At 45.6% G+C, this 12802-nt stretch carries 9 protein-coding genes and 1 pseudogene; all 10 read right to left on the minus strand.

Annotation, left to right across the window (positions count from 1 at the left end):
• Window positions 1-18: 18 nt before the first annotated feature.
• Entirely contained in the window at window positions 19-2004 is a 1986-nt protein-coding gene (infB, locus tag EAL2_RS06580) for a translation initiation factor IF-2 (protein ID WP_025435602.1), read from the minus strand.
• Window positions 1982-2311, minus strand: a complete 330-nt coding sequence (locus EAL2_RS06585; RefSeq protein ID WP_025435603.1) for a L7Ae/L30e/S12e/Gadd45 family ribosomal protein — start codon at window positions 2309-2311, stop codon at window positions 1982-1984. The genes infB and EAL2_RS06585 overlap by 23 nt, the downstream gene beginning before the upstream one ends.
• Window positions 2301-2570, minus strand: a complete 270-nt coding sequence (gene rnpM, locus EAL2_RS06590; protein WP_025435604.1) for an RNase P modulator RnpM — start codon at window positions 2568-2570, stop codon at window positions 2301-2303. The genes EAL2_RS06585 and rnpM overlap by 11 nt, the downstream gene beginning before the upstream one ends.
• Before the next feature lie 18 nt (window positions 2571-2588).
• The gene (gene nusA / locus EAL2_RS06595) at window positions 2589-3707 is read right to left on the minus strand and encodes a transcription termination factor NusA (protein ID WP_025435605.1); all 1119 of its coding nucleotides are present in this window, start codon (window positions 3705-3707) and stop codon (window positions 2589-2591) included.
• 16 nt (window positions 3708-3723) lie between these two features.
• Window positions 3724-4185: a ribosome maturation factor RimP gene (gene rimP, locus EAL2_RS06600; RefSeq protein ID WP_025435606.1), complete on the minus strand. Its 462-nt coding sequence runs from the start codon at window positions 4183-4185 to the stop codon at window positions 3724-3726.
• A gap of 124 nt (window positions 4186-4309) precedes the next feature.
• Window positions 4310-8611, minus strand: a complete 4302-nt coding sequence (locus EAL2_RS06605) for a PolC-type DNA polymerase III (protein ID WP_025435607.1) — start codon at window positions 8609-8611, stop codon at window positions 4310-4312.
• Window positions 8612-8613: 2 nt separating this feature from the next.
• Window positions 8614-9678, minus strand: a complete 1065-nt coding sequence (gene ispG / locus EAL2_RS06610) for a flavodoxin-dependent (E)-4-hydroxy-3-methylbut-2-enyl-diphosphate synthase (protein ID WP_025435608.1) — start codon at window positions 9676-9678, stop codon at window positions 8614-8616.
• A gap of 15 nt (window positions 9679-9693) precedes the next feature.
• The gene (gene rseP / locus EAL2_RS06615) at window positions 9694-10692 is read right to left on the minus strand and encodes an RIP metalloprotease RseP (RefSeq protein WP_025435609.1); all 999 of its coding nucleotides are present in this window, start codon (window positions 10690-10692) and stop codon (window positions 9694-9696) included.
• Window positions 10693-10714: 22 nt separating this feature from the next.
• A pseudogene (locus EAL2_RS06620) lies at window positions 10715-11880 on the minus strand (1-deoxy-D-xylulose-5-phosphate reductoisomerase).
• Window positions 11881-12017: 137 nt separating this feature from the next.
• Complete coding sequence (locus EAL2_RS06625) at window positions 12018-12794, minus strand: phosphatidate cytidylyltransferase (RefSeq protein WP_025435610.1); 777 nt, start codon at window positions 12792-12794, stop codon at window positions 12018-12020.
• Window positions 12795-12802 lie beyond the last annotated feature (8 nt).

Genomic DNA, 12802 nt, shown 5'->3' on the forward strand with positions numbered 1-12802 from the left:
TTCTAGGGTTTAAACCATCTATTTTTTCTTCCTGGCAACTTCCTTCATTACATATGCCTCAAGTATGTCTCCCAGCTTGAGGTCGTTGAAGTTTTCAACGCTCATGCCGCACTCATAGCCTGAAGCAACCTCTTTTGCATCATCCTTGAATCTTTTTAGCGATGCCAGCTTGCCATCGTGAATTATTATTCCGTCTCTTACAATTCTTATCTGAGAATTTCTTTGTATCTTTCCATCAGTCACATAGCAGCCTGCTATTGTTCCAATTCCAGACACCTTGTAAATCTCTCTGATTTCAGCCTTGCCGGTTTCCTCTTCAACAAATTCAGGCTCAAGCATTCCGTGCATTGCATCCTTTATGTCCTCAATTGCATCGTATATTACCCTGTAAGTCCTTACGTCGACGCTTTCCCTCTCGGCAAGAGATTTGGCTCCCGGCATTGGCCTTACGTTGAATCCTATTATTATTGCATTAGAAGCTGCAGCAAGCATTACGTCCGATTCAGTTATTGCTCCTGCGCCGCCGTGTATAACCCTGACAGCGACCTCGTCATGGCTTAGCTTTTCAAGCGATTGCTTCACAGCCTGAACAGATCCCTGCACGTCAGCCTTAACTATTACATTCAGATCTTTTATTGCGCCTTCTTGCATCTGCTTGAAGAAGTCATCAAGCGAAACCTTCTGGCCGGCCTTAAGCATGTCTTCCCTTGCCCTGGCCTTTCTCTTGTCTGCTATGCTCCTTGCAATCTTGTCGCTTCCTACTACAACAAACTGATCTCCTGCGTTAGGCACATCCGACAGTCCAAGTATTTCAACAGGCATTGAAGGTGTGGCTTTTTTTACATTTTTGCCCTTGTCATCAATCATTGCCCTGATCTTGCCATATGTCGAACCAACAACTAAAGGGTCTCCCACTTTCAGAGTTCCGTTTTGAACTATTACAGTGGCAACAGGGCCCCTGCCCTTGTCAAGCTCGCCTTCGACTACTGTTCCCACGGCCTTCCTGTCTGGATTAGCCTTTAGCTCTTCCATTTCAGCGACTATGAGTATCATCTCAAGCAGCGTGTCTATGTTTTCGTTCTTGAGGGCCGATACAGGCACAGATATTACTTCTCCGCCCCAATCCTCTACAAGAAGTCCCTGGTCTGCAAGCTCCTGCTTTACCTTGTCCGGATTTGCCGAAGGCTTGTCCATTTTATTTACTGCCACTATAATTGGGACATTGGCCGCCTTGGCGTGGTTGATAGCCTCTATAGTCTGAGGCATTACGCCGTCGTCTGCCGCAACTACTAGTATGGCTATGTCAGTCACCTGGGCTCCCCTTGCCCTCATCGATGTGAACGCCTCGTGGCCCGGAGTGTCCAGGAATGTTATTTTTTTGCCGTCTATCTTTACCGTATATGCTCCGATATGCTGAGTTATGCCGCCTGCCTCTTTTGCCTGTACATTTGCATTTCTTATGGCGTCAAGCAGCTTGGTTTTTCCGTGGTCAACGTGGCCCATTACAGTCACTATAGGAGGTCTTGTTACAAGATCCTCCTCCTTGTCCTCTTCTATTGCTATGTCCTGAACTTCTTCTTCCTCTTCCATGCAAATCTCATAGCCAAACTCGAATGCCATTTCGTTGGCTACGTCTATGTCCACCTCGTTGTTTATAGTGGCCATTATGCCTCTTTTGAAAAGCACTGTGATTATTTCAGCCGGCGTTTTTCCAAGAAGCTTTGCCAGCTCTGATACAGTAAGTGATCCCTTGAAAGTCAGTTTCTCAAGCTCAACGGATTCTTCCTCAGCCTCAGTGTCTGCCGATTCCATATCGCCTGCTGCCTTTGCCGTCGAAGCTTTTTTCTCGTCGCCGAGCAGCTCCACTATCAAATCAGCTTCATCTTCCTCTAATGTACTCATGTGATTTGCCACCTTTATATCCAGCTCCTCAAGCCTTTCAATGAGCTCCTTGCTTGAAATTCCCAGCTCCTGCGCCAGTTTATATACCCTTGTCCTTGACATAAGGCTCACCCCCTAATAATTCCTTCAGTCTCTTGTGAAATTCTGCATTCTTTATCCCGACCGCAGCTCTATTTTCTTTTCCTATAGCTCTGCTTATTTCGTCTTTACTGAAACATATATAAAAATCTACCCCGTAGCTTTTGGCCTTGTCTGAGAGCTTCTTTTTAGTGTTGTCTGAAGCATCCTGTGCTATTATCAAAAGCCGCAGTGAATTCCTTCTGATTTCATTGACCAAAGCGTCTTCCCCTGTAACCAGGTTTCCGCTTTTTGCTGCAAAACCAAGCAACGTAAGAACGCTACTTTTCATATTTTTTTAGCTCCTCTCTGAGCTTGTCATATACCTCATCTGGTATTTCGACGTTTAGCGCTCTGGATAGCGACTTTTTCTTTATAGCATCTTCAAGGCATGCAAGGCTGCATATATAAGCCCCTCTTCCATTGGCCTTCCCCGAATGATCCAGAAATACGTCGCCTTCCTTTGTTCTTACTATCCTAAGAAGCGTCTTCTTGTCGCTTCTTTCCTGACAGCTTACGCATTTTCTTAAAGGTGTTTTCCTCTTTTTCAAATCAAAGCACCTCCAGACTTAATTGTTTTCGTCAAGCTCGGCTTCAGTTTCAGCCTCTATCTGGGCATCCTGCAAAGCATGCTCAGATGGATCACCACTTGTGCCCGCCTGGCTTTCGCTCTTTATGTCAATCTTCCAGTTTGTAAGCTTCGCAGCCAGTCTTGCATTCTGGCCCTCCTTGCCTATGGCAAGCGAAAGCTGGTAGTCTGGCACTATGACTTTTGCGCTCTTTTCAGCTTCAAATATTTCCACCGATATGACCTTCGACGGGCTAAGCGAATTTGAAATGTATTCAGCCATGTCTTCGCTGTATTTTATTATATCTATTTTTTCTCCGTTGATTTCATCGACTACAGTTTTAACCCTGGTGCCTTTTGGCCCAACGCAAGATCCAACCGGGTCAACATTCTCATCGACCGAGGATACCGCGATCTTTGTTCTTGATCCGGCCTCTCTGGCTATTGAATTTATCTGCACCGTACCTTCATATATCTCGGGCACTTCAAGCTCGAAAAGTCTCTTTACAATCCCTGGATGGCTTCTTGAAAGGAATATCTGAGGACCTTTGGTTGTCTTTTTGACCTCGGTTATATACGCTTTTATTCTTTGTCCTATACTGAACTCTTCGCCCGGAATCTGCTCTGTCGCGTTCAGTACGCCCTCTGTCTTTCCAAGCGACACATAGACTATGCCCTTTGACACTCTTGCCACAGTGCCTGTTATGATCTCAGACTCCCTGTTTGTGTACTCGCTGAATATCACATCTCTTTCAGCCTCTTTAATTCTTTGGACTACTACCTGCTTTGCATTTTGCGCGGCTATCCTTCCAAAGTCCCTAGGAGTTACTTCTTCCTCTATTATGTCGCCCACTTCTATTGAGGCGCCGTATTTGGCTCTTGCATCCTCTAGCAGTATTTCCAAAAGGGCATCTTCTATTTCCTCAACCACGTTTTTTTCTGAAAACACTTTTATGTCGCCAGTTTCGCGGTCAATTTTGATTCTCACGTTCTGAGAAGAGCCAAAGTTTTTCTTGTAGGCTGAAACCAAAGCAGCTTCTATAGTGTCTATGAGTATGTCCTTTGCAACACCTTTTTCCTTTTCTATCTGCTCCAGAGCCAGTATGAACTCAGCATTCATGATTGTAATTTCCTCCTTAAAACTTTACGGCGAGTCTTATAACCGCCACGTCTTTTCTATTGAATTCAAGCATATTTCCGTTTGAATTTATCTTTATTAAATCTCCCTCAAAAAGCCCTACGAGTTCTCCTTCGAAATGCTTTTCGCCGTCGATTGGCTTGTAGAGGCTAAGTTCTACGTCTCTTCCTTCGAATGTTTCGAAATCTTTTTCTTTCTTGAGCTTTCTGTCAAGTCCCGGTGATGAAACCTCCAGATAGTAATTGTCTTTTATTATGTCGGCTTCATCCAGCTTTTCTCCGACATACACGCTTACCTTCTGGCAGTCATCGATGTTGACTCCGCCTGGCTTGTCTATATATATTCGAAGGAACCAATCTTTCCCCTCTTTTACATATTCCACATCAACAAGCTCATAGCCTTCGCTTTTTATTACCGGCATTGCCATTTCTTCCACTAATGCAACCACATGTTTGCTCATCGCCGTACCCCCATGGTTTTATAAAAGCAAAGAGTGGGTAATTTCTCCCACTCCTTCAATAGATTCATAGTTGATAGTTTTTGCCATAGATAGTATAACATACACTGACTCTATTTGCAAATCATTAAAGCAGCGAGAGCTGGTTTGTCTCAGGCATGTCCTTTGCACATCCGTTTTGTACCATGAGTTCTACGACAGTCTTTGACACCTTTGTCCTGTATCTCATGTCTTCAAGAGACAAGAATTCTCCCTTGTCCCTCTCGCTGACTATGTTGAGCGCCGCGTTTTCACCCAGCCCCGGCAGTGCCAGAAGAGGTGGAAGCAGCTTGCCGTCTTTTATCTTGAACTTCTTGGCGTCCGAAGTGTATATGTCTACATTCATAATCTCTATGCCGCGGAGCTGCATCTCTTTTACAACCTCCAAAAGCGTGTAGAGGTTTTTCTCCTTTGCCGTCGCAGCATTTCCCAGGCTCTCGATTTCAGCCATGCGTTCGAGTATTGCGCCCTTGCCTTTGAGTATCAATGTTATATCAAAATCCTCAGCCTTCGTTGTGAAATACGTAGCATAAAACGCCCTGGGATAGTGGACCTTGAAGTATGCTATCCTGAATGACATCATCACATATGCCACAGCGTGGGCCTTAGGGAACATGTATTTAATCTTGTTGCAGGAATCAATATACCACTGAGGGACGCTGTTTTTTTTCATCTCAGCCTCATCCTCTTCAGCAAGGCCTTTGCCCTTTCTTATCTTCTCCATTATCTTGAATGACTGCTTTGGCGGCACTCCCTTAAGAATCAGGTAGTTCATAATGTCGTCTCTTGTTGATATTACTTCCTTAAGCTCTGCAACTCCCTTTCGCACGTATTCCTGGGCATTGTTGAGCCATACGTCCGTACCGTGTGAAAGTCCAGATATCCTCACTAGCTCAGCAAATGTCGTCGGCATAGTATCCACAAGCATCTGCCTTACAAACTTTGTGCCGAATTCCGGCACCGCAAAAGTCGCCACGGTGGATCCGAGCTCCTCCTGAGATACCCCTACGGCTGTTGTGGCACTGAAAAGACTCATTGTCTCCTCATCGTCAAGCGGAATTTTTGTGGCATCAAGACCGGTCAGCTCCTCAAGCATCTTTATTATTGTTGGCGTATCGTGGCCGAGTATGTCGAGCTTTAGCAGCCTTCCGCTGATGGCGTGATAATCAAAATGCGTAGTTATTACGCCCGAATCGGGATCGTTTGCAGGGTACTGTATTGGGCAAAAATCAAATATCTCCTTGTAATCCGGCACAACCATTATACCGCCCGGATGCTGTCCGGATGTTCTTCTAATCCCCGTGCAGCCTCCCGCGAGCCTTTCTATCTCCGCGTTAGTGCATACGATTCCATTTTCCTCCACATATTTTTTGACAAAGCCATAGGCTGTCTTGTCGGCAATTGTGCCTATCGTTCCGGCCTTATACACGTAGCCTTTTCCAAAGAGCACCTCAGTATACTTGTGGGCTGTGGCCTGGTACTCTCCGGCGAAGTTGAGGTCTATGTCCGGCTCCTTGTCGCCTTCGAAGCCAAGGAACACTTCGAAGGGTATGTCGTGACCGTCTTTTAGGTATTTCGCGCCGCATTTTGGACATGTCTTGTCAGGCAGGTCTGCACCCGATCCGTAGCTGCCGTCTGTTATGAACTCCGAATTTTTACAGCTCGAGCAAACATAGTGTGGCGGCAGCGGATTGACCTCTGTTATGTCGCTCATTGTGGCCGCAAGCGAGGAACCCACAGACCCCCTCGACCCTACAAGGTATCCGTCCTCCAGCGACTTTGTTACAAGTTTTTGAGCTATTATATACATGACTGCATAGCCGTTGCTTATTATTGACTTGAGCTCGCGCTCAAGCCTTTTTTCGACTATCTCGGGAAGCGGGTCGCCGTATATTGAGCAGGCCTTTTCATAGCACATGCGCCTTAGATCATCGTCAGCTCCCTCTATCCGCGGTGGGAACGTCTCGTCAGGAATCGCCTTTACTTCTTCCACCATGTCGGCTATCTTGTTTGTATTGTCTATTACCACTTTGCTTGCAAGCTCCGCTCCAAGATATTCAAAATCCGCGAGCATTTCTCCTGTGGTTTTGAAATAAAGCGGATTGGAGCCGCCAGTATCGCCGTAGCCCTGGCTGTGCTGCAATATGTTCCTGTACATGGCCTCGTGCTCGTCCAGATAGTGCACGTCGCCAGTGGCTACTACCAGTTTCCCGTACTTTTCCCCGATTCCTATTATCCTTCGGTTAATATCCTCGAGCTCGCCAAGTCCGGATACAATGCCCTTTTCCAGCATGAAGCTGTTGTTTTCAATTGGCATTATTTCGTAATAGTCGTAAAACTCAGCTATCGGCCCAAGTTCTCCCTCGTCAACATTCCTAAGCACAGCCTGGTACAGCTCTCCTGCTTCGCATGCGCTGCCAACGAGAAGCCCTTCCCGATATTTTGTGAGCAGAGTCTTGGGGATGCGCGGACGTTTGTAGAAATAGTCTATGTGCGACTCGGATATTAGCCTGTAGAGATTTTTGAGGCCCTCCTGGTTTTTTACAAGTATCGTCACATGGTACGTATTGAGCTTTTTGTAGTCGCTTTGTTTGAAATGGAAATTAACCTCGTCCAGCTTTTGTATTCCCTGTTTTTTCAGCTCATCGAGAAACTTCATGTATATGCTGGCTGTGGCCTCCGCATCATCTAAGGCCCTGTGGTGGCTTTTAAGCGGCACTCCCAGGTTCTTGGCTATCACATCAAGCTTGTAGCGCTTTAATTTGGGCAAGAGCGCCTTTGCGAGCCTCAGCGTGTCTACATAGCTGTTTTCAAATTTGGCTCCAATTCTCTTGCAGCTTTCCCTTACAAAACCTATGTCAAAATCAGCATTGTGTGCCACCAGGACGCTGCCCTCTGCAAAGCTTAAAAATTCAGGTAGTGCATCCTCTATGGAAGCTGCATCCTTTACCATCTCTGCGGATATTCCGGTAAGCTCCTGTATCTTGAGCGGAATGTCCCTTTTGGGATTTACAAAACAGCTGAATCTATCTATGATTTCAAAATCCCTTAGCTTTACTGCTCCTATTTCGATTATCCTGTCATTTGTATTTGAAAGGCCGGTTGTCTCCACATCGAACACCACGAATTCCTGTGACAGGGGAAGACTGTTTGGCTTGTTTATAAGGGGTATGTTGTCATTTACGAGATATCCTTCTACTCCATATATTACCTTTATGCCGCATTTTTGTGCTGCGCTCATTGCATCCGGAAACGCCTGCACCACGCCGTGGTCTGTAATCGCAACTGCCTTGTGCCCCCAGGCCGCAGCCCGCTTTATAATGTCGCCCACCGGCACCACGGCATCCATTGCCGACATTTGAGTGTGTGCATGGAGTTCCACTCTCTTCACAGGGGAATCGTCATTTTTTTGAACCGGCTTTGACTTTTCAATATCACTTACGTTGAACGCCATCTCCTTGCTGTACGAATCGTATACCGCCTCACCCCTAAGCTTAAGGAACGCGCCCTTTTTAACTTCGTCGGACACTGCTTCTTTTTGCTTTTCCGAGATGAAAGCTTTGCAGGTAACTGAGCTTGTGTAGTCGGTCACTGAGAATATGAGCAGTCTTTTCCCGTTTTTAAGCTCTCTTGAGTCAGCATTGAATACGCTTCCTTCTATGACTGAAGCTCCGCTTTCTATGCGCAGCTCAGCAATCTTTGAGGCTCCTGCACTTATTTTTTTCCCAAGCACAAGAGCGGAATCAAAATTGCCTTCCTGCTTTGACTGCTTGCCGTCTGGCTGTTTTTCTCTCTTGACTGTACCCGGTGTCTGAGCAAGCTTCATTTTTGCTATTTCACATGCCTCTTCCTCTTTTTTTGCAGCCATTTCCTCAGCAGTTGAATCGGGCTGATTCTGCATCGCAACAAACTCGACATCAGAGTATATGCCTGTCTGCTCTGCCACGAGGCAGCCCAGCTGCTGCTGGAGTCTTTTTTTGCCTACAACATCAAGTATGAACTTGTTAGGCAGAGTAATGTCGAGCTTCTCGCCGTCCCTGTTCCATGCTATATCGTCGGCTTTGCAGCCAACAGACTTTATCTGGCAGTTTATATAATATGCCAGATTTTCTATATACAGCTTTAAATCGGCATCTTGGCAGCCGGCGGCAAAGTTTCTGTAGAACACCTTCAGCCTGACATTGTCAAGCCAGCATAGTTTCGATTTGATCTGCGCCTGAAGCTTTACAAGCTCAGCTGCGCTAACGACACCTCCGGGCTCGATGTGAATGTCTAGTGCCTTGTTTTCCTTGAAATATACGGCTTTGGACAAAAAAGCATCCCCGATCAAGGGATGCAGTTCTTGCGTGTCTATGCCTATTTTTTTAATGTAATCTCTCACCATTTCCATAATTATCCCTCTTGTTCTTTGCCGTGCTGCTCGATTTCCTTGAGAAGCTCCTCAACAAGCTTGCCGTCTTCTATTTTCCTCACAGGCTTGCCTTTCTTGAACAGAAGGCCCTCGCCGTTGCCTCCGGCTATTCCTATATCGGCCTCTCTGGCTTCACCGGGTCCGTTTACCGCGCAACCCATTATAGCAACCGTTATGTCCTTGTCCATGCCCTGGAGCTTGCTTTCAACCTCGTCCACAATCCTCATCATATCGATTCTTGTCCTGCCGCATGTAGGACATGAGATCAGCTTGACGCCTTCATCCATGAGCCCCGTTGCCTTTAAAATCTCCTTGGCTACATAAATCTCCTCACACGGATCTGCGGTAAGCGAAACTCTCATGGTGTCGCCGACACCCCTAAGCAGCAAATAGCCTATGCCGACTGATGATTTAATTGTCCCGCTCCTTAGACTGCCTGATTCTGTTATGCCTATGTGCAGGGGGTAGTCCTTTATATTTGAAAACATTTCATATGCATCTATTGTGGTTCTTATGTCGCTCGATTTCAAAGAAACTACTATATTTGTAAAATCCTTTTTTTCAAAGTACTCAACGTGTCTTAGGGCGCTTTCCACAAGTGCCTCGGCGCTTGGCCTTCCGTGCTTTTCAAGAATGTCCTTTTCAAGAGAACCTCCGTTGACACCTATCCTGATCTTTATTCCCCTTGCCTTGGCGGCTTCAATTATGGCGTCTATTTTCTCAAACGACCCTATGTTGCCAGGATTAATGCGTATGCCGTCCGCACCCTGGTTTATTGATTCTATGGCAAGCTTGTAGTCAAAATGTATGTCTGCTATGAGCGGAATGCCTATGTTTTTCTTGATCTCTCCAAGCCTTATTGCAGCCTCCATGTCAGGCACTGCCACTCTTGCAATCTGACAGCCGCACGCCTCCAGCCTCTTTATTTGCTCCACCGTGCTCACAACGTCGGCAGTGTTTGTATTCGTCATGGACTGTATGACTATCGGATTGTCTCCGCCTATTCTAACTCCGCCGCAATTGACCACTTTTGTAGCCCTTTTCATAATATCACTCCCGCATTATTTGTCTATTAGCTTTATAATGTCCTTGTATGTTATAAACACCATCAAAAGCATAAGCAGCGCAAATCCTATGAAATGTATCATGCCCTCTTTTTCCGGATCTATCTTCTTGCCTCTTGCCAGTTCTATTATCAAAAACAGTATCCTGCTTCCGTCAAGCGCCGGAAAAGGGAACAGATTTATAAGCCCCAGGTTTATGCTTATTACAGCAGCAAGCGATATGACGTTAAGATATCCGACTCTGGCAGCCTCGCCTACTACATTTATTATTCCAACAGGACCCACGACATCTGAGGTGTTGACATTGCCTGTGACAAGCGTAGCGAAAAAGTTCATCATTTGCGAAAGTATATAGCCCGTTCTCTCTACGCTGCTTTTGAGTGAAAGTGCAAGATTCTTTTCACTCGATGGAAGGATTCCTATTACGCCTCTGCCATCCTGCTCTAGCGGTGTTACCTTGTACTCCATAGGCTTGCCGGCTCGCTGGATTTTTATTTCTATGCTTTTTCCCGCCGAGTTTCCTACTATAGAGGTAACCTGGTTCCAGTCTTCTATTTTGGTCCCTTCTATCTCTATGATCTTGTCGCCCTCAATAATCCCCGCGCTCTGCGCCGGATAGTCCTTCATGGTTTCCTTTATCGACGTTGTGGGTATGCCCACAAGCATGAATATTACCGTAAAAAGAAGTATTGCCAGCACAAAATTCATTATGGGGCCTGCAGCTATTATTCCTATTCTCTGAAGCACGCTTTTTTTCCCAAAGCTGTTCTCGTCTTCCGAGTCCTCGTCCTCTCCCAGCATTTTGACATACCCACCAAGAGGGAGCAGTCTTATGGAATAGTCCGTCTCCTTGCCTTTTATTGATGCAATTTTGGGACCCATGCCTATGGCAAATTCGTGTACCTTCACCTTGCACAATTTGGCAACTATAAAATGTCCGAACTCATGAAACAGCACAATCACGCCAAAGACCACCAAAGCTATGAAAATCGTCATATGTTCACCTTCCAATAATCATTTATAATTCAATCTGCTGCATTACGAATTTTCTCGTTTGAGAGTCAGCCGTGAGAATCTCGTCAATTCCCGGCTCTTTGACAGAGCTGTGTTTTTCAAGCGCCAGTTCTATATAGCGCGGTATATCGTAGAAACCTATCCTGTCATTTAGAAACTGCTCGACAAGCACTTCGTTTGCCGCATTGAGCGCAACTGTGTACGTGCCTCCCAGCCTTAGCGCCTCATACGCTAGCCCCAAGCAAGGAAACGTTTCACAATCCGGTTTTTCAAATGTAAGACTGCCTGCTTTCAAAAGATCCAGGCTTTCTATTCCCTTGCCCTCTTTTCTTTGAGGGTATGTAAGGGCGTACTGTATCGGTATTCTCATATCCGGATTGCCTAGCTGAGCCATTACGCTCTTGTCCTTGAATTCTACCATTGAGTGTATTATGCTTTGCGGATGGACAATGACATCTATTCTGTCGGCCTCTATGCCGAAAAGCCACCTTGCTTCGATTACCTCGAGTCCCTTGTTCATGAGCGTGGCTGAGTCAATTGTTATCTTTTGGCCCATTTGCCAGTTGGGATGCTTTAACGCGTCGGACTTGCTTACACTGAGCAATTCCTCCCTCGTCTTTCCCCTGAAGGGCCCTCCCGATGCTGTTAGTATAAGCTTTTCAACACTCCCGACGTCTTCACCGTTTAGGCACTGGAATATGGCCGAATGCTCGCTGTCGACAGGGACAATGCGAGCCCCAGAGCTGCCAGCGAGCCTGCTGACAATCTCTCCGCCTGCAACCATCGTTTCCTTGTTCGAGAGGGCAATGTCCTTTCCTTTTTTATTGCCTCTATGGTAGGAATGAGACCAATCATTCCTACCACTGCTGTTATTACCATGCTCGAATCAGCATGCGCAGCTACGGCATTTAGGCCTTCAAGTCCTGACATTATCTCAATGCCCTTGAATCTCGAGTCATTTTTTATTTTTTCCTTGAACGCCAGGGCGCTTGTTTCGCTGTATATGGCCACAAGCTCCGGCATGAACTCGCATGCCTGCTCGTGCAAAAGTTCTATGTTTTCATTTGCCGAAATGGCTGTGACCTTGAATTTGTCAGTGTTGTTTCGCACTACATCAAGCGACTGCCTTCCAATGGAGCCCGTCGAGCCTATTATTGATATTTTTCTCATGTCACTATTTCCCTTCTTGGAGCAATTGTATACTTCACGCTTGAAATACGTCCACAACCATATTTTATCATATTAATAATAATCGTATACAAATATTTATAGCTTCAGAAATTTTCTGAAGCTATTTGTTCGCAAATTTATTTTATGAAAATACTGGCATAATAATACACGAAAGGGGCAGTGAAGAGTATGCTGTCAAATCTGTCCAGAATGCCTCCATGTCCCGGTATTATGTGCCCGTAATCTCTTATTCCTATATATCTTTTTATCGAAGAGGCGAACAGATCACCCAACTGAGCCACAACACTGCCCAAAGCCCCAATTGCTACAGAGTCAAGCAATCCCAAGCCTACAAAGTGCCCATATGCAGCGCATACTGCTATGCTGCCTATCGTTCCTCCTATGCTTCCTTCAACCGTCTTTTTCGGGCTTATCTTTGGAATGAGCTTATGTCTGCCGAAAAAGTAGCCGCTGAAATATGCAAATGTATCAGTTATCCATGCAGCTATGAATATAAACCACAGTATATCAGATCCCAGCTCCTGCCTTGTTATGATGATATGTCCGAGTGCGCCAGATATATATATGGTGCCGAAAAAAGTTATGAGTATGTCCATAAAACCTATTTTGCCGAATATCATCGGAACTGTTGACAGAAAAAGAAACAAGAATACGGCCGCGTTTAAATACAGTATGTCCACCTTGTAGTGCAGCGAAAAGAAAAAAATGGCGCTCATCAAATAACCAAACAGTTTTATCGGATTGGTGTTGTGATGCTTGAAAGCATTATAAAACTCAAAAAGTGCCAGCAAAGATACTATCGCAACGCTAACACTTAGATAGAGCCCCCCTTTGATAGCAACAAAAAATAGCAGGGGTAAAAGTAGTAAAGAAGACAATATTCTCTGTAACATGTAATCGC

This window comes from Peptoclostridium acidaminophilum DSM 3953, assembly GCF_000597865.1.
Lineage (GTDB): Bacteria > Bacillota > Clostridia > Peptostreptococcales > Peptostreptococcaceae > Peptoclostridium_A > Peptoclostridium_A acidaminophilum.